Source organism: Streptomyces sp. DSM 41931 (genome assembly GCF_050271085.1).
GTDB lineage: Bacteria > Actinomycetota > Actinomycetes > Streptomycetales > Streptomycetaceae > Streptomyces > Streptomyces albogriseolus.
The window spans coordinates 69,410-91,386 of the sequence record NZ_CP189903.1; the positions used below are offsets into that span (position 1 = coordinate 69,410).

Sequence of the window (21,977 nt, forward strand, 5' to 3'; positions counted from 1 at the left end):
CCGCCCGCCCGCACGAGGACCGATGGAAGCCATGGACGCCAAAGAGATCCTGACCCGCGTGAAGACCGGCACCCTGGACGCCGCGTCCGCCGCCGCCCTGCTCCGGGCCGCCGCCTCCGGGAGCCGCGAGACCCCGGCCGCGGCCCCCGCGACGGGCCCGGCGGACACGGTGTCGCCGGAGCGTGCCGCGGAGCTGCTGCGGGCGGCCGCACCCCGGCGGGACGTGCCCGAGCCCGTGGCCGTCGTCGGGTACAGCGCCCGTTTCCCCGGAGCGGCGGACGCCGACGCCTTCTGGCAGCGGCTGCTGGACGGCGACGACCTCGTGACGGAGGTCCCCGCCGACCGGTGGCGGATCGCCGAGCACTACGACCCCGACCCCGGCGCCGAGGGGAAGTCGGTCAGCAAGTGGGGCGCCTTCGTGGAAGGGGCCGACCGCTTCGACGCCGAGTTCTTCCGGATGCCCCCGCGCGAGGCCGAACTGACGGACCCGCAGGCCCGGCTGTTCCTCCAGGAGGCCTGGCGCGCGCTGGAGCACGCCGGGCAGCGCACCGCGGACCTCGCCGGAACGCGCTGCGGTGTCCACGCGGGCGTCATGATGAACGACTACCAGGACCTCATCGAGCGGGAGAGCGAGCACGCCCGGCTCGCGCAGGTGATGCAGGGCAACTCCAACTCCCTGCTCGCCGCGCGCATCGCCTACCACCTCGACCTCAAGGGCCCCGCCGTCACCGTCGACACGGCATGCTCGTCCTCGCTGGTCGCCCTGCACCAGGCCTGCCAGGCCCTGTGGCTCGGCGAGGCCGACATGATGCTCGTCGGCGGCGTCACCCTGTACCTCACCGAGCTGCCGCACGTGTTCATGAGCCGCGCCGGCATGCTCTCCCCGACCGGCCGCTGCCGCCCCTTCGACGCCGCCGCCGACGGCATCGTCCCCGGCGAGGGCTGCGCCGTCGTCGTCCTCAAGCCGCTGAAGAAGGCCCTGGCCGACGGGGACCCGGTGCACGCGGTGGTGCGCGCCTCCGGGATCGGCCAGGACGGCCGCACCAACGGCATCACCGCCCCCAGCGCCGCCTCCCAGGCCCGGCTCGTCACCGCCACCCTGGACCGCTTCGGCCTCGACGCGTCCGGCATCGACTACGTCGAGTGCCACGGCACCGGCACCCCGCTCGGCGACCCCATCGAGGTCACCGCGCTCAACGAGGCCTTCGCCCCGGCCGCCCGGCCCGCCGGCAGCGTCCCCATCGGCTCGGTCAAGGGCAACGTCGGCCACACCTCGGCCGCCGCCGGGCTGGCGGGGCTGCTCAAGGCCGTCGGGGTGGTGCGCACCGGCCAGGTGCCGCCCTCGCTGCACTGCACCGAGCCCAACCCCCGGATCCCTTTCGGCGAGGGCCCGTTCACCGTGGCCACCGAGGCCGTCCGGCTGCCCGCCACGGGAGGACGGCCCCGCCGCGCCTCGGTCAGCTCCTTCGGATTCAGCGGCACCAACGCCTACGTCGTCGTGGAGGAGGCGCCGCCGCGCCCGTCCTCCCCGACGCCGGACGCGGCGGCGCCGGTGCTCGTCCCGCTGTCCGGACACCGGCCCGAGTCCGTCACCGGCCGGGCCGCCGAACTCGCCCGCTGGCTGCGCTCGCCCGCCGGCGCGGGGACGGCCCTGGCCGACCTCGCCCACACCCTCGCCTGCGCCCGCGACCACCACCGCCACCGGGCGGCGGTCCTGGCGGCCGGCCGTGCCGGACTCCTCGCCTCCCTGGACGCCCTGGCGTCCGGGACGCCCGACGAGCGCACCGTCACCGCGGACGGTCCCGTCCCGGCGGGCGGCCGGGACGCCGCCGGTCCCGACACCGTCCAGGACCGGGCCGCCGCGGGAGACCCGGACGCGCTGCGCGAGGTGGCCGGACGCTACACGGCGGGCCGCCCCGTCGACTGGTCCCGGGTCTGCCCGCCCGCGCGTCACCGTCGCGTTCCCGCCCCGGGGTACGCCTTCGTCCCCGACCGGCACCACGTCGTCCCGGCGGCGGACACCGCCGCGAACGACGGGGACACCGCCGGGAACGCCGAAGGCGCCGCCGGGAGCGTCGCAGGCGCCGTCGAGGAGCCGGCCGGCGCCGCTCCCCGGCCCGGACACGACGGGCTCGACGGCCTGGTGCTGTACACGCCCGGCTGGGAGGAGTGCCCGCTGCCGCGACGCGACGCCGGCCCCGGCGCCGCGCTGTACGTGCACGACGCGCACGGCGACCTCGCCGCCGCGCTCGGCGGCGCCCCGCCGGACCGGGCGGCTTCCGCACCGCAGCCGGCCGCCGCCGCCCTGGTGCTCCGGCTGACCGGGGACGACGTCGCCGCCCTCGACGCCGCGCGGAAGGTCCTCGCCGCCCACCGCACCCAGCCGCTCACCCTGATCGCCGTCACCGCCGACCCGCGCCGGGCCGACGCCGCCCGCGCCCTGGTCCAGACCCTGCGCCAGGAGAACCCGCGGCTGACCGGCCGGGCCCTGCTCGTCGGCGACGACGGTCCGGCCGCGGCGCCGCACCTCCGAGCGGAGCTGGCCGCGCCCGAAGCGGAGTCCGGGCATCTCGCCGATCTGCGCGGCCCCCGGCGCACCCGCCGGGTGCTGCGCCCCGCCGGGCTGCCCGCCCCCGGGTTCACGCCACGCCCGGACGGGGTCTACCTGGTCACCGGAGGCATGGGCGGCATCGGCCTCGCCCTGGTCCGGGACCTGCTGCGGCACCCCGGTGTCCGCGTCGTCGCCTGCGGCCGCACCCCGGCCGAGGACCTCGACCCCGCCTCGCGCCCCCCGGCGGACGGCTCCGGCCGTCTGCGCTACGTCCGCGCCGACGTGGCGGCGCCGGGCGGGGCCGACGCCCTCGTCGCCGACGTCCTCGGCCACGAGGGCGCCCTGCACGGCGTCTTCCACGCGGCCGGGACCGTCGAGGACGCCTACCTGCTGCGCAAGACCGCGGACGGCATGGCCGGCGTCCTCGCCCCCAAGATCACCGGGGCCGCCGCCCTGGACGAGGCCACCGCCGCGCTCCCGCTCGACGCCTTCGTGCTCTTCTCCTCGGTCGCCGCCGTCACCGGCAACATGGGCCAGGCCGACTACGCCTACGCCAACGGGGTGCTCGACGGGTTCGCCGTGCACCGCGCCGCCCGCGCGGCGGCGGGGGAGCGGCACGGGCGCACCCTGTCGGTGCAGTGGCCGTTGTGGGACGTGCCGGGCATGACCATCCCCGAGCCGGTCCGTCAGGTCGTCGAGGAGCGCGTGGGCATGGTCCCCCTGCCCGCCGGGCCCGGCCTCGCCGCGCTGTGGCGGCTGCTGGGCCCCGGCGGCCCCGACGTCGTCTCGGTCTTCCACGGACGGGCCGACGCCTGGCGGCAGCACCTGGAGGGACTCGGCCTGCTGCCCGCGCGGGACCCGGAGGCGGTCACCGGAGCGGCCACCGCTGCGGTCGCCCCCGCGGACGGCGACGGAGGGCTGCTCGGCCTGGTCTGCCGCACGGTCGCCGAGACCCTCGGGCACGACCCGTCCGCCGTGGGACCCGGCACGTCGCTGGAGGCCCTGGGACTGGACTCGGTGATGATCCGCACCCTCGCCGCGAGACTGAGCACCCGGATCGCGCCCATCGGTCCCGAGATGCTCTACGGCCTGCGCGACCTCGCCGAACTCGCCGCCCACCTGCGCCGTCTGACGCCGTCCCGGCCGGCCCCTGACGCCCCCGCCGCCACGTCGACGGAGCACGACGCACGACCCGCCCGGCCGGCACCGTCCGCACCGGCAGCAGCACCCGCCGGACCGTCCGCGGCCGGGGGCGCGGACCCGGGCGACGACGTGTTCGCCGTCGTCGGGCGCGGCGCACGGCCCGTCCAGCCCGTCCCGTCTGCACCGGCAGGAGCACCGGCCGGACCGTTCGCGCCCGGGGACGCAGACCGGGACGTCGACGTGTTCGCCGCTGTCGGGCGCGGCGTCCCGCCCGTCCGGCCCGTACCGGCCGGGCCCGCGGACCCGGACCCGGGCGACGACGTGTTCGCCGTCGTCGGCGTCAGCGGGCGTTACCCGGGCGCCGACGGTCTCGACGCCTTCTGGGACAACCTGCTGGTCGGCAAGGACACCGTCGGCGACCTGCCCGCCGACCGGTGGGGCGACAGCGGCGGCGTCGTCGCCAAGGGCCACTTCCTGGACCGCGTGGACGCCTTCGACCCCGCGTTCTTCGGCCTGTCCGCCCACGAGGCCGCCTACGTCGACCCGCAGGAGCGGCTCTTCCTCGAGGTCGCCTGGGAGGCGCTGGAGGACGCCGGGCTGACCGGTTCCCGGCTCGACGCGCTCACCGCGGCCGACGGCGAGGCCCGCAGTGTCGGGGTGTTCGCCGGGATCACCTCCGCCGACTACCCGCTGCTCGGCGCGGAGCGCTGGGCGGCCGGGCAGCGGGACATGCCGTCCGGCCACCACTGGTCCGGGCCCAACCGCCTGTCGTACCTGCTCGACCTGCGCGGCCCCAGCCAGCCCGTCGACACCGCCTGCTCGTCCTCCCTGGTCGCGCTGCACCTGGCCGTGGAGTCGCTGCGCCGCGGCGAGTGCGCCGCCGCACTGGCCGGCGGCGTCAACCTGTACCTGCACCCGTCCCGGTTCCGGATGCTGCGCCGCTCCGGCTTCCTCGCCGAGGACGGCAGGTGCCGGAGCTTCGGCGCCGGCGGCGCCGGGTTCGGGCCGGGCGAAGGCGCGGGGGCACTGGTGGTCAAGCGGTTCTCGAGGGCCCTCGCGGACGGTGACACCGTGCACGCCCTCATCCGCGCAACCGCCGTCGCCCACGGCGGCCGCACCAACGGATTCACCGCCCCCAGCCCCCGCGCGCAGGCCCGTGTGCTGCGGCAGGCGCTGCGCCGCGGCGGCGTGGACCCGGCCACCGTCACCGTCGTCGAGGCACACGGCACCGGCACGGAACTGGGCGACCCCGTGGAGGTCGCCGCCCTGAACGAGACCTACGGCCAGGGGGCCGCCGCCGGTGTCCCGTGCTCGCTCGGGTCGGTGAAGTCCGCGATCGGACACGGGGAGTCGGCCGCGGGCGTCGCGGCCGTCACCAAGGTCCTGCTGCAACTGCGGCACGGCACCCTCGCGCCGACCCTGCACGCGGAACCCCGCAACCCCGGACTCGACCTGGCCGGATCCCGGTTCCGGCTGCAGCACGAGGCCGCGCCCTGGCCCCGGCTGCGCGACGCCGCCGGACGCGAACTGCCCCGGCGGGCGGGCGTCAGCTCCTTCGGCGCGGGCGGGGTCAACGCCCACGTCATCCTGGAGGAGTACCGTCCCGGCGGGTCCGGCGCCGCGGAACCGGCCGGCCGGACGGACGGACGGCAGCTCGTCCTGTTGTCCGCGCCCACCCCCGGTCACCTCACCGCGTTCGCGGGGCGCCTGGCCGAGTGGCTCACCGGGCCGGGCCGGGACGCCCCGCTCCCCGCCGTGGCCCGCACCCTGCGCACCGGGCGGGCCACGGGCCCCGCACGGCTCGCCGCCGTGGTCGCGGGGACGGACGAACTCGCCGCCGTGCTCGCCCGCTTCGCCGGCGGCTCCACCGCGAGCGGCCTGCGCGCGGGCACGGTCGAGGCCGGGCGGGAACAGGCGCCCGAGACCGACGACCTCCTGGACACCCTGTGGCGCGCGGGCCGCCTGGAGCAGCTGGCCGACCTGTGGGTGACCGGATGGCGGGTGGACCGCCACGCCCCGGACACCGGCACGGCAGCGGTGGTGCCGCTGCCGGCCACCCCGTTCCTGCGCACCCGTCACTGGCTCCCGGAGCACGACGAGGCCGGCGGCGCCGCCGCACCGGCCGCCGCCCCCGCGGCCCGGACACCGGAGCCCGTGACCGCCCCCGGACCCGCGCCGTCCCCCGCGCCCGTCGTCGAGCCGGCGGCGCCCGGGCAGGCGGCCACCCCGGGGGACGAACGGGTGCGCCGGCTGGTGGAGTTCATCGGCGAACTGGCCGCCGGACCCGGCGCCGGCGGCGCGGTCGACACCGGCCGCACCCTCGTCGAGCTGGGCGTGGACTCCATCGGCGCGATGAACCTCCGGTTCGAGATCACCGAGCGCTTCGGCGAGACCCTGCCGCTGCAGCAGCTCAGCGAGTCCACCGTCGACGAACTCGTCGCCCACCTGTCCGCTCTGCCCGCCCTGTAGAGGGAACCGGAGAACCCAGTCATGCCGCAGACCGACCCCGCCGCCCGGTACGAGCCGTTCGCGCTCACCGAAGTACAGGAATCGTTCTACGTCGGCCGCACGCTCGGGGGAGGTACCGGCGCGGGAACGCAGATCCACCTCGAGTTCGACGCCGACGGACTGGACACCGACCGGGCCGAGGCCGCCTGGAACGAGGTCGTCGCCGTCACCGACATGCTGCGCGCCCGCCTGCTGCCCGACGGCCGTCAGGCGGTCCTGCGGGACGTGCCGCACTACGCCGTACGGCGCGCCGACCTCACGGACGCCGCACCGGACGAGGCCGAGGCCGCGCTCGCCCGGTTGCGCCACGAGGCGTTGAGCGGCTTCGACCCGCACCGCTGGCCCCTGTTCGCCGTGCGCGTGGCGCAACTCCCCGGCGGGCGGGCCCGGGTGCTGTTCACCGTGGACGAGCTGATCGCCGACGGACCCAGCGTGTCGCTGCTGCTCCAGCAGTGGTACGCCGCCTACGCGCACGGCACGGCCCCCCGTCCGCCCGGCATCACGTTCCGGGAGTACGCCGAGGCCACGGCCGTCACCGAGGTGCCCGCCGAGTCCCTGGCCTACTGGAGGGAGCAACTGGCCGGCGTCGACCTGGAGCGCCCGCTGCCGCCGGCCGCGGACGCCGGAGGCGCCGTTCCGGACGCCCCCGCGCACCGGCGGCTGACGCTGAGCCTGGAACCGGAGCGCTGGGAGCGGGTGCAGGCGGTGGCCAGGCAGGCCCGGGCCACCCCGACCGCGCTGCTCCTCGCCCTGTGCACCGCCGCCGTGCAGGGTTCCGGCCGCGACCCCCTGCCGGTGGTCCTCACGACGTACAACCGGCGTCCGGTGCATCCCGACGTGGCCCGCCTGGCCGGGCCGTTCCTCTCCACGTCGGTGTTCGTCGCACCGCCGCCCGGCGACACTCTGCGCGCCCGCCTCGACCGGGTGCGCACCCGGCTGTGGCAGGACCTGGAGCACGCGGCGGTCAGCGGGGTGCGCGCCCTGCGCGAGCACGCCAGGGCCGCCGGCGGACAGCGGGGACGCACCGTGCCCGTCGTCTTCACCAGTCTCCTCGGCAGCCTCACCGCGCTCGACGCCGCCGGCGACCCGGCGAACTGGGCCGCCCACGTCGACCTGTCCGCCTCGGCCACCCTCACCTCGGGCGTCCAGCTGGAGGCCTGTGTCCAGGAGCGGGCCGGCGCGCTCCTGCTGTCCTGGGACTACGCGCCGACCGCGCTGGACACCGCCCGCACCGAGGCGGCCTTCGCAGCGCTGCGGGAGTCGCTGGAGCAGCTCGCGCGGGACGGCGCCGACGCCCTCGACCGCCCCCTCGGTCCGCCCGGGCCCGTGCCCCTCACCGAGGTGCAGTCCGCCTACCTCGTCGGCCGCATGGGCGGACTCGGCGGCACCGCCGAGACCCGCGTCTACCAGGAGTTCCTGCTGGAGCGGCACGACCTCGACCGCCTGGAGCGGTGCTGGAACCGGCTCGTGGCGCACCACCCGATGCTGCGGGCCGCCGTGCACGAGGACGGCACCCTCACCGTCGCCGCGCGGGCGGACACCCCCGCGTACCGCATCGCCCGTCATGACCTGACCGCGGTACCCGACACCGAGGCGGAACTCGCCGCGGTCGCCGGGCGGCTGCGCGCGGGCACCTTCCCGCTCGGCAGCCGCCCGATGTACGCGCTCGAGGCGAGCACCCTGCCCGACGGCACCGCCGTGCTGCACGTCGTGCTCGACGCCCTCCTCGCCGACGCCCGCAGCTTCGCCCTGCTGTTCGGCCAGCTCTTCGCCCTGCACGACGGCGACGACTCGGTGCTCACCGGGCCCGCCGACCCCGTGCCCCATCTGCGCGCCCTCGCCGCGCGACGGGCCGACGGCACCGAGGAGCACACGCGGGCCCGCGCCGCATGGCGGCGCAAGTTCGCCTCGCTGCCCCCGGGTCCCGGCCTTCCCGAACCGGCCGCCGGCGCGGCGCGCAGGCACCGTGCGGCCCCGCTCGGCTCCTGGCGGCGGCTGACCGAGCGTGCCGCCGCGCTCGGCGTTCCCGCCGACCTCGTGCTGCTCACCGCCTACACCGACGAACTGCGCGCCGAGTTCGGCCACCGCGGTCCGTTCACCGTGACGGTCGTGTCCTGGGACCGGCCCGGCACGCTGCCGGGCGCCGCCGGCATGGTCGCCGACTTCACCCGGCTCGCCTGGGTCGTCGTCGACGACACCCTGCCGGCGTCCTTCGCCGACCGCGCCCGCGCACTGTGGTCCCGGGTCGAGGCCGACCTCGACCGCCACGAACGCTGCCCGGGACTCGGCGAACTGCGCACCCGGGTCTTCCGCTCCGGCGGGGCGCTGCGGCTGCCCGTGGTGTTCACGCGCGTTCCCGAGATCGACCCGGCGCTGCACCCGCGGGGTGTGCGCCTGCGCACCAGCCAGTCGCAGACCGCGCAGGTCGCCCTGGACCATGTGCCGCTGCTGACCGGCGACGACCTGATCGGCCAGTGGGACGCGGCCGACGGCGCGCTCGACCCGGCCCGCCTCGAGGCGATGTTCGACCGCTACGCGCGCCGGGTGCGCAGCTTCCTGGACGGGGAGGAGCCGGCGCCCGTGCCGGGCGCGGTGCTCGACGCGGCCGTCCTCGCCGACGGCCACGTCGACCCCGAGGACGCCGGAACCGCGGACGCCGCTCCGGCCCCCGCCGTCGCACCCGTGGACCCCCGTGCCCCGGTGACCCTGGTGGAGCTGGTCGAGGCCGGGCTCACCGGACGCGACGAACGGGTCGCCGTACGGTTCGGCGGACGCACCGTGACCTACCGCGAACTCGCCGGGCGCACCGCCCGGCTCGCCCGCCACCTGCACGCGCTCGGGGTACGGCTGGGGGACCACGTCGCCGTGCACATGGACCGCTCCGACGACCTGGTCGCCGCGCTCGTCGCGATCGTGCGCGCCGGCGCCGTGTACGTGCCGGTCGACCCCGCGAACCCGCCCGAGCGGGTACGCCACCTCCTCCGGGACTGCGGCGCCCGGGTCGTCGTCGCCGACGAGGCCCTGGCCGCCGTGCCCGAGGGGACGGGCGCGGTCGTGGTGTGCCCCGGCCGGGAGGACGACCGGCGCGCGCTCGCGGAACACCCCGAGACCCCGCCCGCCGTGACCCTCGGCCCCGACGACCCCGCGTACACCATCTACACCTCCGGCACGACCGGGCAGCCCAAGGGCTGCCGCAACACCCAGCAGGGCGTGGCGAACCGCCTGCTGTGGATGCAGGAACGCTTCCCTCTCGGCCCGGCCGACCGGGTCGCGCAGAAGACGCCGTACGGGTTCGACGTCTCGGTGTGGGAGTTCTTCTGGCCGATCGTGGCCGGCGCCTCGATCGTCGTGGCCCGGCCGGGCGGCCACACCGACCCCGCCTATCTGGCGCGCCTGCTGCGCGAGGAGTCGGTCACGGTCACCCACTTCGTGCCGTCCGTCCTCGGCATGTTCCTGCGCCACCCGCGCGCCGCCGCCTGCGGAGCGCTGCGGTACGTCTTCGCCAGCGGCGAGGCCCTGCCCGTCGCGACCATGCGGCAGTTCTACGAGGTGTACGGCACCGGCGCGGACGCGCCCGAACTGCACAACCTCTACGGGCCGACCGAGGCCGCCGTCGACGTCACGCACTGGGCGTGCCGCCCCGACTGGGACGAGCCGACGGTGCCGATCGGCCGGCCCGTCGCCCACACCCGCGTCCACCTCGTCGACGAGCGGCTGCGGCCGGTGCCGCCGGGCGCCCCCGGCGAGATCCTCATCGGCGGCAGGCAGGTGGCCCTCGGCTACCACCGCCGCCCCGAGCTGACCGCCGAACGGTTCGTCCCGTCGCCGTTCCCGGAACGGGACCCCTCCCCGCGGCTGTACCGCACGGGCGACCTCGGCCTGCTCGGCGACGACGGCGAGCTCCGCTACCTCGGGCGCATCGACGGGCAGTTCAAACTGCGCGGACTGCGCATCGAACCCGAGGAGATCGAGGCCGCGCTCACCGGGCTGCCCGCCGTCGCCGAGGCACGGGTCCTTCCGGTGCGCGAGGAGGCGTCGGGCGAGCAGGTGCTGGCCGCGGTCTGTGTGTCCGGCACGCCCGGCCGGGCGCCGGGCGTCGGGGAACTGCGCCGGGCCCTGGCCGAGGTGCTGCCGCCGTACCTGGTTCCGAGCCGCTTCCGCTTCGTGGACCGGCTGCCGCTGACGGCCAACGGCAAGCTGGACCGCGAGGCCGCCGGCCGGCTCCTCGACGCGGCCCCGGAACCGGGTCCGCGCACACTGCCGGGAGGCTCGGACGGGCCCGCAGCCGTGACGGGGGCGGACGCCGCCCCCGGTGCGGGCCCGGCGGACGACGGCCGGGCCGCCCGCATCCGCACGGCCGTCGCCGAGGTGCTCGGGGTGGGCGACGCCGACGGGATCGACCCGGACGCCGACCTGTTCGACCTGGGCGCGACCTCGTTCAGCATGATCCGCATCGCCCAGGAGATCGAACGGATCACCGGGACCTCGCTGCCGGTCGACGCGCTGATCAGCGGGCCGACGCTCGCCGCGCTGACCGCCGCCGCCCTGCCGGCCGCCCCCGGGACCGCTCCGGACCCCGCGGCCGCGGACGCGGCCCCGGCCGGGCTCACCGCCGAGGACGTGGCCCGGACGGCCGCCGCCGTGCTGAACCTTCCCGCCGTCGACCCGGACGCCGACCTGTTCGACCTGGGCGCGACCTCGTTCAGCATGATCCGCATCGCCCAGGAGATCGAGTCGGCGACCGGCCGGACGGTCCCCGTCGACGTGCTGATCCGGACGCCCACGGCACGCGCCGTCGCGGACGGTCTCGCGCCCGCCGTGACGGATCCGGAGGGGACCGCGCCGGCGGCCGCCGCGGGGACGGACGTGCGCATCGCCCTCGACCCCGAGGCCAAGGCCGCCTTCAAGGAGGCGCGGATCGCCGAACGGCGGCTGCCCGCCTCGCTGCCCCGGCTGTCCGTGCCCGCACCCGGCCCCGCCGAGACGCTGGCCCTGTTCGACGCGTCGTCCTTCCGGGACTTCGCCGACGGGCCGGTGCCCGCGGCCGACCTGCTCGCTCTGCTCGCCACCGTCACCTGGGGCGACCTCGACGGGCGGGCCAAGCGGCGCTACCCCTCCGGCGGGGGCTTCTACCCGGTCCAGGTCTATGTGTACCTGGCGCCCGGCGCCGTGGCCGGCGCCGACCCCGGCCTGTACTACCTGCATCCCGCCGAGCGGGCCCTGATCGCCCTCGCGCCCGACGCCCGGTACGGCACCGACCTGCACGTCTTCCACAACCGTGCCCTCGTGGAGGGCTCCGCCTTCGGCATCTTCCTGCTCTCCACCCCGGCGGCCATCGCACCGGCCTACGGCGAGCGCAACGCCGCCCGGTTCTCCACCGTCGAAGCCGGCCACATCGCCCAGCTGCTGCTCACCGGCGCGCCCGGGTGGGGACTCGGGATGTGCGCGGTCGGCGAGATGGACTTCGACGCCGTCCGCGCCGACTTCGGGGCCGACGACGACCAGGAGCTGCTGCTGTCGCTGTGGGGCGGCGCGCTCACCGCGGACGTCCGGGCCCGGCGGGAGGCGCTGCGGGCCGACGCCTCGGCAGCCCCGCACGCCCCGCACGCCGCTCCCACCGAGGACGAAGGCGCGGCGGTCGCCGTCGTCGGGTTCGCCGCCGAGCTGCCCGGCGCACGCACCCTGGACGAGCTCGACGCGCTGCTGGCCGACGGCGGCACCGCGACCGGACCCGTGCCCGAGCAGCGCTGGGCGCCGCTGGCCTCACGCGCCCGGCGCGCCGGGGCCGCCGTCGGCGGCTACCTCGAGGACGTCCTGGCCGCCGAGGCCGAGGAGTTCGGCATCGATCCGGACGAGGGCCCGGCCGTCGACCCGCAGGAACGGCTGCTGCTGTCCGTGGCCCGCCGCTGCTTCGAGGACGCCGCCGTCGTCCCGGCACGGCTGGCCGAACAGGGGCCGGTCGGGGTGTTCGTCGGGTCCATGTGGCACGACCACGCGCTCCACGGGGTCACCGCCCGGGCCGCCGGACGCCCGGACGAGGGCACGCACGCCACCCGTGGCGGGCTCGCCCACCGCACCTCGCACACGTTCGGGCTGACCGGCCCCAGCGTGCTCCTCGACACCGGGTGCGTGTCCGGGCTCGCCGCCGTCGAGGCCGCCTACCGGGCCGTCGCCGACGGCCGCTGCACGGCCGCCCTGGCCGCGGGGGCCAACCTCGTGCTGCACCCCGACCACCTCGACGTCCTGTCCGAGATGGGGCTGGTCGCGGAGGACCCCGACTCCTGCGCCTTCACCGACCGGGCGAGCGGCTGGCTGGTCGGCGAAGGCGTCGGCGCCGTCCTGCTCAAACCGCTGGAGCGGGCACTCGCCGACGGCGACCCGGTGCACGCCGTCCTGCGCGGCGGGGCGCTCCAGCACTCCGGCACGACACGGCAGTACGGCGTGCCCGACCCGCAGCGGCAGGAGGAGACGATGCGCTCCGCCCTCGCCGACGCCCGCCTCGCGCCCGCCGACATCGGCTACGTGGAGGCCGCCGCGGCCGGCGCCGCGCTCGCCGACGCCCTGGAGTTCTCCGCCCTCAGCCGGCTGTTCGCCGCCGACGCCGGGGCGGGGGAGACGGTGCCGGTGGGCACCGTCAAGCCGAACACCGGGCACCTGGAGGCTGCCTCGGTCTTCGCCCAGCTGGGCAAGGTCATCACGCAGTTCCGCCGCACCGAGGTGTATCCGACGGTCCTGACCGGGGCCGTGAACCCCGCCGTGGCCCGGACCTCGGGGCCGGTGGCCCTGGCGGGACGGCGGACGGACCGCTGGCGCACCGCGCCGGGCCGCCCCCGGCGCGTCCTGGTCAACGGCTTCGCCGGCGGCGGCTCGTACGGCAGTCTCGTCGTCGAGGAGCCGCCCGCCGGGGCCCCGCGGGACGACGACGGCACGGCGCGCGCCCTGCCGCTGTCGGCCGACACCCCGGCGAACCTGGCCCTCCTCGCCGATCGCCTGGCCGACGCCTGGGAGCGCGACCCCGGCCTCACCGTGGCGTCGGTGGCCCGCACCCTGCGCGAAGGCCGTACGGACCGCCCCGCCCGCGCCGTCCTGGTGGCCGGCCGTGCGACCGCGCCGGACGGGCTGCGCGCGCTGGCGCGGCGGGTCCGTCGGGAGGGGGCGGGCATCGCCGAACCGGCGGGCTCCGCCCCGGCGGACGAGCCGGCGCCCGTCGGACGGTGGCTGGCGGGCGAGCGGGTGGTCTGGCCCTCCGTCGACGCGCCCCGGGCCGCTCTCCCGGCCACACCGCTGAACCAGGTCTCCTTCCCGCTGCCGACGACGGGCGCGGGGGGCCGGGACGACGGGCTCTCGGCACGGCTGGGCAGGATGTGGGGTCTCGGCCCGGCCGAGGACGCCGCCCCGGAGCCCGGAGCCGGCCCCGCGCCGCGGGAGGACGCCCCGGAGCCCGGCGGCCGCCCCGCCGGCGGCGCCGGAGCGGGCCGGGACCTCGCGGCCGGCGGGTTCGAGCGGCTGGCGCGGATCGTCGCCGCTGAGACCGGTGTGCCCGCCGAGCGGCTCACCCCTGGCCAGGACCTGTTCGAACTCGGGGCTACCAGCCGCCAGTTGCTGCGGATCGCCGCGCGGATCGCCGCCGACGGCGGCCGGGAGCCGTCCCTGGAGGACCTCTTCACCGCCGCCGATCTGGGCGCGCTCGCCGAGGCCGCCTACCCCGCCCACCCGCCCGCCACCGTCTGACAGGCAGTGATCACCATGACCCGGATCTTCATGTTCCCCGGCCAGGGCGCCCAGCGCGTCGGCATGGGCCGGGAGCTGTTCGACCGCTTCCCCGCACTGGAGGAGCAGGCCAGTGACGTGCTCGGCTACAGCCTGCGCACCCTGTGCCTGGAGGACCCCGGCGGCAGGCTCGGCGACACCCGCTACACCCAGCCCGCCATGTTCGCCGTCAACGCCCTCGCGTTGCGCGCCCACCTGGAGGACACCGGGGAGCGGCCCGACCTCGCCGTCGGCCACAGCCTCGGCGAGTACAACGCCCTCCAGGCCGCCGGCGCGTTCGGCTTCACCGACGGACTGCGGCTGGTCGCCGCCCGCGCCGAGGCCATGGCGGGCACCGGCGGCGGCGGAATGAGCGCGGTGATCGGCCTGCCCGAGACCCAGCTGCGCTTCCTGCTGCTGCGCGCCGGATTCGGCTCGCTCGACCTCGCCAACCTCAACACGCCCGGCCAGATCGTGCTGGCCGGGCCGGTGGAGGACCTGGAGGAGGCGGGGCCGATCCTGGAGGACGCGGGGGCCCGCGCGGTGCGCCGCCTCGCCGTCAGCGGCCCCTTCCACTCCCGGTACATGGCTCCCGCGGCCGAGCGGCTCTACCCGGTCGTCGCGGCCACCCGCTTCGCCCCGCTCACCGTTCCGGTCGTCGCCAACGCCACCGCCCGACCCTACGAACAGGAGCGGATCGGCGACCTGCTGCTCCAGCAGATCCACCAGCCGGTGCGCTGGTGCCGGACCATGGAGTCGATCCTCGACGAGGAGTACGGGCCCGAGCCGGAGTTCACCGAGATAGGCACCGGCACCGTGCTGACCGGCATGCTGCGGCAGATCCGGCGCGAGCGCGGGGCGGCGGTCGGCGCGGCGGGCCCCCGGTGAGCGGGTTCGCGGCCGGGCCGGACCCGGGCAGCGTGCACCTGTGGTTCTGCCCCAACGAGGCGCTGGAGGAGCCCCTGGCGGAGACGCTCGCCGCGCACTGGCTGGACGAGCACGAACACGACGTGGCCCGGCGCTTCATGTTCCCGCGCGACCGGCGTCAGTACCTCGTCGCCCATGTGCTGGTGCGCCGGGTGCTCAGCCTGGTCACCGGGGTGCCGGAGGCCGAGGCGGCGATCTGGCGCTCCTCGCGCGGCCGTCCCTTCCTCCGGTCCGCCTTCGGCGAAGGACCGGGCCGGCCCGTACCGGACTTCAACCTGTCGCACGCGCACGGACACAACGTCGTCGCCGTGGGCCACGGCCGCCGCGTCGGCGTCGACGTCGAGCGCACCGACCGGGCCGCCGAACGCGGCCTGGAGTGGATCGTCCAGAGCTACTCGCCCGAGGAGCGCGCACGCCTCGCCGAGCTGCCGCCCGGCCGTCAGCGGGACCGGGCCACGCTGCGGCTGTGGACGCTGAAGGAGGCGTACGCGAAGGCGCGCGGGCTGGGACTCGGGCTGCCCTTCGACTCCTTCGCCTTCGAACTCGCCGACGACCGCGGTGTGCTGCGCTTCCGGCCGCCCGACGACGACACCGCCGACCGCTGGACCTTCGTCGAACTCCAGCCCCGGCCCGAGGTGCTGGTGTCGCTGGCCGTGGAACGCGGCGCGGAGAACTCCGGTCCCGCACGGCGGCTGTTCGTCCACGACGGGTTCCCCTGGGGCCGGTCCACCCCCCGCGAGCTGCCGCTGCCCGTGCCGCACCGGAGCCCCCCGGCCCCGGCGGGCCTGGCCGGCTGATCCGACCGACCCCGGACCCGAGGAGACGACCGTGAGGACACACCCCCCGACCCAAGGCCAGGACGCCGGCCCGTCCCACGCCGGCGCGCAGGCCTTCCGTGAGGCGATGGCGCGTCTGGCCGCGCCGGTCAGCGTCGTCGCCGTGCTCGATCCGGCGGGCCGGCGCCGCGGCTTCACCGCCACGTCGGTCACCTCCGTGTCGCTGGACCCGCCGATGGTGCTGGTGGGCGTGGACCACCGCTCCAGCTGTCACGCCGCGCTGACCGAAGCCCCGGAGTTCACGGTGAACGTCCTGGGCGCGCACCACGGCGAACTGGCCCGCCGGTTCGCCACCCACGGCGTCGACCGGTTCGCCGGCGCGGGCTTCGCCGGCTGGCCCGGCACCGGCACGCCCTATCTGCCCGACGCCGGGGTGCTGTTGCGCTGCCGCACCGCCGACGTGGTCCGGGCCGGGGACCACGACCTGGTCCTCGGCGCCGTGACCGACGCCCGCACCGCCGACCCCGCCCCGGACCCCCTGCTCTGGTACCGCAGGGCCTTCCACACCCCGTCCCCCGCCCTGCCCGCGGCCGCGGCGGCCTAGGCTCCCGGGCCGGCCGCCCCCGGTGTCAGCGGGCCCGGGCCGGCGCCTGGGAGGAGAGGAGGTCGAAGCGGCGGATCAGGGCCTCCTGTTCCAGGGAGAGGCGCTCCACACGGCGCCGCAGACGGGCGATCTCGTCGGTGAGCGTCACCACCGTGGCCTGGTGCCCGGAGTCCGGGGCGTCCTCGTCGCCGGCCGGACGGGGCAGGGCGTGGACCGAGGCCCGGGGCGGTTCGGCCGCACCGGGCACGGCGAGCGACGGGTCGTGATGGAGGATCGCCTCCATACGGCCGCGCAGCACCGGTCCGGGCTCCACCCCGAGTTCGTGCGCCAGGCGCTTGCGCGCGCGGTCGTAGACGCCGAGCGCCTCGGCCTGGCGGCCGCAGCGGTACAGGGCCACCATCAGCAGGTCGTAGAAACGTTCCCGCATCGGATGGTCGGCGGTCAGCTCCTCGAGTTCGCCGGTGATCTCGTCGTGCCGGGCGGCCCGCAGACAGGCGTCGTACAGCGCCTCCAGGGCGGTCAGCCGGTTCTCCTCCAGCTGCGCGGCCTCGGCGGCGCAGATGTCTCCGCGCACACTGCCTTCCAGCGCCGGTCCGCGCCACAGCGCGAGCGCCTGGCGGAGCAGTTCGGCGGCGTGCCCCGGGTCGGAGACGGCGGCCGCCCGGCCCTCGGCGGCCAGGCGGTGGAACCGCTCGGCGTCGGTGGAGGCCCGGCCCGGGCGCAGCACGTAGCCGAGGGAGCGGGTGACGATCCACTCGTGGTGGGGCTCGCCCGACCCGGCGTGCGGCACCGGCAGCAGCCGGCGCAGCCGGGCCACATGGGCCTGGAGGGCGTTGGTGGCGTTCGCCGGCGGATGCTCGCCCCACAGTTCGTCGATGAGCCGGTGCACGGACACGATCTGTCCCGACTTCACCACGAGTGCGCCCAGCAGGGCGCGCTGCTTGGCGCCCGTGGGCAGGATCCTGAGTCCGGTGCGCTCGTCGTGGACCTCAACGGGACCGAGAATGCGGAACTGCATCTCTTCCTCGCATGTCACTCAGAAGCGGTCGGGGTCGGTGAAGCCCAGCGGCACGGCCGGCTCCTTGCCCTGCACGAGGTCGGCCACCACCTCGCCGATGCCCAGGGAATGCTTGAAACCGTGGCTGGAGCACCCGCCGGCCACCACGACCCGCGGGTCACGCCCCGGCCGCCCGATGACGAACTGGCCGTCCGGCGTGCGGGCGTAGATGCCGGCCAGCGCGCGCGAGGGCACCCGGCCCACGCCGGGCACCGCCCACCGCAGGTGGTCCGCCAGCACCTCCCAGTCGGCCGGCGCGACGGACCGGTCCGGCGTCTCGGGGTCGACGACCCTGAAGTGCTTCCCGCCGTCCTCGAGACCGAGTTTCAGTTCGGTGCGGCCGGGCAGCGTGCCGTGGCCCCACAGCACGTCGCCGCCGTCGATCTCCCGCATGAACACCGGCAGCCGGTTCAGCGCGAACCTCTCGTGCGGTGCGTCGGGCGTGAACCAGGTCGTCGGCATCCGTACGACCTCCAGCGGCAGCCCGGGGAGCAGCCGGCCCAGCCACGGGCCCGGCGTGAGCACCGCCTGCGCGGCGTGCAGCACCCGCCCGGCGGCGGTGTGCACGGCGACGCCGTCCCCCGCGTGCTCCACGGCCGTCACCAGGGTGTCCGTGAGCACCCGCGCCCCGGAAGCGCGGGCCGCTCCGACCGCGGCCTCGATCGTCCGCTCGGGCAGGGTCAGCCCGCCCTGCGGTTCTACGACGGCGACGTCGCCGGCGGCGAGCCCCTGGTGGGCCGGGCAGCGCCGGTGCAGCGCGTCGCGGTCCAGGACCCGTACGTCCAGGTCGTGTTCCCGGGCGGCGCGCAGGGCGCCCCCGGCGATCCGGCCGTCCGGCGGGCCGATCAGCATCGCCCCGGTGGGGTCCAGCAGATGGGCGCCGGTCTCCGTCTCCAGCTGCCGCCACAGCGCGCGGGAGCGCTGCGCGAGCGGCACCAGGCCGGGGTGTTCCAGGCAGGCCGTGCGGAACATCCGGCTCTCCCCGTAGGAGGAGCCGCTGGTGTTGGCCAGTCCGTACCGCTCCACCCCGATCGCGCTCAGACCGCGCCGGGCCAGCTGCCACAGGGCCGCGGCGCCCCAGGCGCCGAGCCCGACGACGACCACGTCGGCGTCCGCCTCCCGCCGGCCGGTCATGACGGCCTCACCGCCGCCGGCGCCCGGAGAGCGGCCGTGGCGTGCCGCGTGACCAGCCGGAGCAGCGGCGCCGGGTCGTCCTGGAAGTAGAAGTGGCCGCCGTCGAACAGGTGCAGTCCCTGGAAGCGCGCGGCGTGCTCCTCCCAGCCGGCCAGACGGTCCGGGGAGACCACCACGTCGGCCCGTCCGCCGTACACCGCGAGGGGCACGGTCAGCGGCGCGGCGCCGGGGCGCGGACGCCAGCTCTCCACCAGGCGCAGGTCGTTGCGGATGGCCGGGGCGAACATCGCCCACAGGTCGGGCTCGTGCAGCACCTCCAGGGGGGTGCCGCCCATGGCCGCGAGATGGACGCGCAGTTCGTCGTCCGGCAGCTCGTGCCGCCGGGTGCCGTCGCCCTGCGGACGGGGCGCCCCGCGCGCCGACAGGCCGAGCCAGACGGGCAGTTCGCGTCCCTCCTCCTCGAGCAGCCGGGTCAGCTCGTAGGCGACGAGCGCGCCCATGCTGTGCCCGAAGAACGCGAACGGGCCGGTCAGGTCAGCGCCCAGGCGGCGCAGGAAGAAGCCCGCCAGCCGGCGTGCGTCGTCCAGCGGCGGCTCGTCGGCCAGCCGCCCCCTGCCGGGAGCGTCCGGCAGGCGCACGTCCCAGCGGTCGGGCAGCAGGCCCGGCCAGGTGCGGTAGAGCAGGTGGGAGCCGCCCGCGTGGTGGAAGACGAACAGGCGGAGCTCCTCGGAAGATCCGGATATGCCGTACATCGCCTCTCCTGAAGGTCGGGCCGGCTCACGCCGCCGCGGCGGCGAGGCCGCCGGTGAACGCAGGGGCCACCTCGCGGGCGAACAGCTCCACGGCCCGCTCGGCGCGGTCGAACGGCAGATGGCCGGGGTTGAACTGCAGGCTCAGGCACAGGTCGTTGCCGTACCAGCCGCGGATGGTCTCGATCTGCGCGGCCACCTCGTCCGGGGTGCCCGCCAGCACCTTGTGGTCGGCCAGCGACCGGTCGAAGTCGTAGGCCCGGACCTTCTCCACGAACGCCTCGTAGCCCGGGTACTGCTCCGAGCGCGCCTCGGCCCAGGAGGCCACCGCGCCGGCCATCGTCCGCACGTAGTTCTCCTCGCCGGCGCGTGCGTCGGCGAGCGCGGTGGCCCGGTCCTCGCCCAGGTAGCAGGTGTACTTGATCTGGATGCGGCCCGGGCCCTCGTGGCCGGCGGCCGCGCGGGCCCCGCGGTAGGCCGCCGTCATCGCGGTGAGCTGCTCGCGGCTGGTGACGGACGGGACCACCTGGAGGTGGTGACCGCGCTCACCCGCCAGCGCACAGGACGCGGCGCTGGTCGCCGACGCCACGAACACCGGGGGGTGCGGGCGCTGGTAGGGGCGGGGGAAGCCGGTGACCGGGCCAAAGCGGTGCACCTCGCCCTCGAAGCGCACCTCGCGTCCGCTCCACAGCGCGACGCAGGCGTCGACGACCTCGTCGAAACGGGTGCGGCTCTCGCCCATGTCCACGCCGAACAGCTCGAATTCGTCGGGCAGGAAGCCCCGTCCGAAGCCGGCGTCCAGCCGTCCGTGGGAGAGATTGTCGAGCTGCGCCAGGCGGGCGGCGATCTGCACCGGGTGCGCGAACGCCGCGATGACCGCACCGGTCACCAGACGTATCCGGCTGGTGCGCGCGGCGACGGCGGTCAGGAAGACCACCGGGTCGGGGCTGTAGCCGCCGTACGGGGAGCCGTAGTGCTCCACCGTCTGCACATGTTCAAAACCCAGGGCCTCGGCGAGCGCGGCCAGCCGCAGACTCTCGTCGTAGTAGGTGCTCGCGCTCTTGCGTTCGGGGTCGACGACCGGAAAGAAGTTCACGCCGAATTCCATGGATGGCTCCGTCTGGTGATCCGATTCCGGCTGACCGGAAAGGGCGGCTTTGATTCCTCCGCTGTCGGACCATAGACGGTCACGGTCACTCCGGGGGCGGGCGCGAGCGTGGCTCCAGCGCTTTTCCGGACCCCTTCGAGTTCACGTCATGCGGCGTTCGCAGGCTTCCGGCGGGAAATGAGCAGCCACCAGTCGCCGAGCGTGGGACGCGCCATCAGCTCGGGGAATCCGACCTCGATGCCGCGCCGGTGCCAGGCGGAGATCAGCGACATGGCGGTGATCGAGTCGAGGCCGTGGTCCACCAGATCCTCGTCGTCGCCGGGGATCTCCGTCTCCGGCAGCTGCATGCTGCGGGCGACCATCTGGCGCAGCAGGCTGCGCGTCAGCGGGTCCGCGCCCTCGGGCACCGCCCGGCCGTCGTCCCGTCCGGTGCTTTCGGTGGTCTCCATGACGCGAAAAGCTAACAGCGGCCCCACCCGGAAGGAAGACAGGTCCGGACGCCCTTTCCTCGCGGTCAGCCAGGCGTCAGAGACGCGTCAGACCCGGCCCGGGAAGGGGCGCCGGAAAACCGCTCGACGACTCCTCGAGAATTCCTGACGGAAAGGTTGCGGCGGGATACGGTGCGGCTCGTGCTCATGTCGTGGGGAAAGGACAGCGGATCCCCGCGCGGCGCAATATCGACGAGCCTCGGGCACCGATTCGCACACCGGCTCGGCAGCCGAGTCCAGCCGTCGAGGTACGGGGAGGAAACCATGAAGATACGTGTTCTGGGTCCACTGAGTGCCGACGTCAACGGGATGTCGATCGTTCCGACAGCCGGGAAGCCACGGCAGATCCTGGCCCTGCTCGCCCTCTACCCGGGACGGGTCATGCCCGTCCCCACCCTCATGGAGGAGATCTGGGGCACCGAACTGCCGCAGAGCGCCCTGACCACCCTCCAGACGTACATCCTCCAGCTGCGCCGCCGGCTCGGCACCGCCATGGGACCGGGCGCCCCCGGCGCCGCCAAGGGCGTCCTCGCCACCCGGCACGGGGGCTATCTGCTGCAGATACCGCCCGAGGCGGTGGACGTGCACGAGTACGAGCGCCTGATCGCCGAAGGCCAGCAGTGCTTCGAGGACGGCGAGGACGAGCGGGCCGCCCGCACCTACCGGAAGGCCCTCGACCTGTGGCAGGGGCCCGCCCTGGTCGACGTGCGCGTCGGCCCCATCCTGGAGATCGAGGCGATGCGCCTGGAGGAGAGCAGGCTCGTCACCCGGGAACGCCGTCTCGACGCCGACCTCCGGCTCGGCCGGCACGCCGAGGTCACCGCCGAGCTGATGGACCTGATCGCCCGGCACCCCGAGCACGAGGGGCTGCACTCGCAGGCGATGGTGGCGCTGTACCGCTCCGGCCGGCAGGCCGCGGCGCTCGAGGTCTACCACCGGCTCCGCCGCCGCCTCGTCGACGAGCTGGGCGTGGAGCCCTCGCCGCAGCTGCAGCGCCTGCACCAGGCGATGCTGGCCGTCGACCCGCAGCTGGACGTGATGTCCGGGCCGCGCCGCACCTCGACCTTCGATCTGTACGCGGCCTGAGCGCCGGCGCGCGCGTCGCCGGCCGCCCGGGCGGCACCCGGACGATTCGAGTGTTTCTCCAGCCCGCTGACCGACTCTCGAGCCGTGACCACACGGC

Annotated in this window: 11 protein-coding genes; 6 read left to right on the forward strand and 5 right to left on the reverse strand. The window is 76.2% G+C overall.

The genetic code is table 11. The features are described 5' to 3' along the window. Positions 1-31 precede the first annotated feature (31 nt). From ACP7TJ_RS32350 to ACP7TJ_RS32370, 5 genes are read left to right on the forward strand one after another with little or no spacing between them, the layout of a single operon-like run. A complete protein-coding gene (locus ACP7TJ_RS32350; protein WP_427767638.1) occupies positions 32-6,163 on the forward strand; it encodes an SDR family NAD(P)-dependent oxidoreductase in 6,132 nt (2,043 codons plus the stop codon). A gap of 21 nt (positions 6,164-6,184) precedes the next feature. Beyond that, positions 6,185-13,933, forward strand: coding sequence for an amino acid adenylation domain-containing protein (locus ACP7TJ_RS32355; RefSeq protein WP_427767641.1), 7,749 nt, complete (start codon positions 6,185-6,187; stop codon positions 13,931-13,933). Between the two features lie 15 nt (positions 13,934-13,948). Beyond that, complete coding sequence (gene fabD, locus ACP7TJ_RS32360) at positions 13,949-14,839, forward strand: ACP S-malonyltransferase (RefSeq protein WP_093769488.1); 891 nt, start codon at positions 13,949-13,951, stop codon at positions 14,837-14,839. Next, complete coding sequence (locus tag ACP7TJ_RS32365; RefSeq protein ID WP_093769486.1) at positions 14,836-15,675, forward strand: 4'-phosphopantetheinyl transferase family protein; 840 nt, start codon at positions 14,836-14,838, stop codon at positions 15,673-15,675. Before fabD ends, ACP7TJ_RS32365 begins: the two co-directional genes overlap by 4 nt. 31 nt (positions 15,676-15,706) lie before the next feature. Beyond that, the gene (locus tag ACP7TJ_RS32370; RefSeq protein WP_281403092.1) at positions 15,707-16,258 is read left to right on the forward strand and encodes a flavin reductase family protein; all 552 of its coding nucleotides are present in this window, start codon (positions 15,707-15,709) and stop codon (positions 16,256-16,258) included. A 25-nt stretch (positions 16,259-16,283) separates the two neighbouring features. Here ACP7TJ_RS32370 and ACP7TJ_RS32375 read toward each other — a convergent pair whose 3' ends face one another. The 5 genes from ACP7TJ_RS32375 to ACP7TJ_RS32395 form a co-directional block, all read right to left on the reverse strand. Next, the gene (locus ACP7TJ_RS32375) at positions 16,284-17,276 is read right to left on the reverse strand and encodes an AfsR/SARP family transcriptional regulator (RefSeq protein WP_093769484.1); all 993 of its coding nucleotides are present in this window, start codon (positions 17,274-17,276) and stop codon (positions 16,284-16,286) included. Between the two features lie 18 nt (positions 17,277-17,294). Then, entirely contained in the window at positions 17,295-18,449 is a 1,155-nt protein-coding gene (gene solA, locus ACP7TJ_RS32380) for an N-methyl-L-tryptophan oxidase (protein ID WP_390924367.1), read from the reverse strand. Further along, positions 18,446-19,201 (reverse strand): thioesterase II family protein, encoded by a 756-nt coding sequence (locus ACP7TJ_RS32385; RefSeq protein WP_193459934.1) that lies wholly within the window; start codon positions 19,199-19,201, stop codon positions 18,446-18,448. Before ACP7TJ_RS32385 ends, solA begins: the two co-directional genes overlap by 4 nt. A 25-nt stretch (positions 19,202-19,226) precedes the next feature. After that, entirely contained in the window at positions 19,227-20,306 is a 1,080-nt protein-coding gene (locus ACP7TJ_RS32390) for an LLM class flavin-dependent oxidoreductase (protein WP_404715769.1), read from the reverse strand. 146 nt (positions 20,307-20,452) lie between these two features. Continuing rightward, entirely contained in the window at positions 20,453-20,755 is a 303-nt protein-coding gene (locus tag ACP7TJ_RS32395; RefSeq protein WP_093769479.1) for a phosphopantetheine-binding protein, read from the reverse strand. A gap of 303 nt (positions 20,756-21,058) precedes the next feature. Between ACP7TJ_RS32395 and ACP7TJ_RS32400 the strand changes: the two genes are divergently transcribed. Further along, a complete protein-coding gene (locus tag ACP7TJ_RS32400) occupies positions 21,059-21,880 on the forward strand; it encodes an AfsR/SARP family transcriptional regulator (RefSeq protein WP_093769477.1) in 822 nt (273 codons plus the stop codon). Positions 21,881-21,977 lie beyond the last annotated feature (97 nt).

Bases quoted from the DNA above. Each gene is read 5' to 3' on its own strand.
- ACP7TJ_RS32375 (WP_093769484.1), bottom strand. From the start codon at position 17,276: ATGCAGTTCCGCATTCTCGGTCCCGTTGAGGTCCACGACGAGCGCACC.
- solA (WP_390924367.1), bottom strand. From the start codon at position 18,449: ATGACCGGCCGGCGGGAGGCGGACGCCGACGTGGTCGTCGTCGGGCTC.
- ACP7TJ_RS32390 (WP_404715769.1), bottom strand. From the start codon at position 20,306: ATGGAATTCGGCGTGAACTTCTTTCCGGTCGTCGACCCCGAACGCAAG.
- ACP7TJ_RS32385 (WP_193459934.1), bottom strand. From the start codon at position 19,201: ATGTACGGCATATCCGGATCTTCCGAGGAGCTCCGCCTGTTCGTCTTC.
- ACP7TJ_RS32400 (WP_093769477.1), top strand. From the start codon at position 21,059: ATGAAGATACGTGTTCTGGGTCCACTGAGTGCCGACGTCAACGGGATG.
- ACP7TJ_RS32355 (WP_427767641.1), top strand. From the start codon at position 6,185: ATGCCGCAGACCGACCCCGCCGCCCGGTACGAGCCGTTCGCGCTCACC.
- ACP7TJ_RS32350 (WP_427767638.1), top strand. From the start codon at position 32: ATGGACGCCAAAGAGATCCTGACCCGCGTGAAGACCGGCACCCTGGAC.
- fabD (WP_093769488.1), top strand. From the start codon at position 13,949: ATGACCCGGATCTTCATGTTCCCCGGCCAGGGCGCCCAGCGCGTCGGC.
- ACP7TJ_RS32395 (WP_093769479.1), bottom strand. From the start codon at position 20,755: ATGGAGACCACCGAAAGCACCGGACGGGACGACGGCCGGGCGGTGCCC.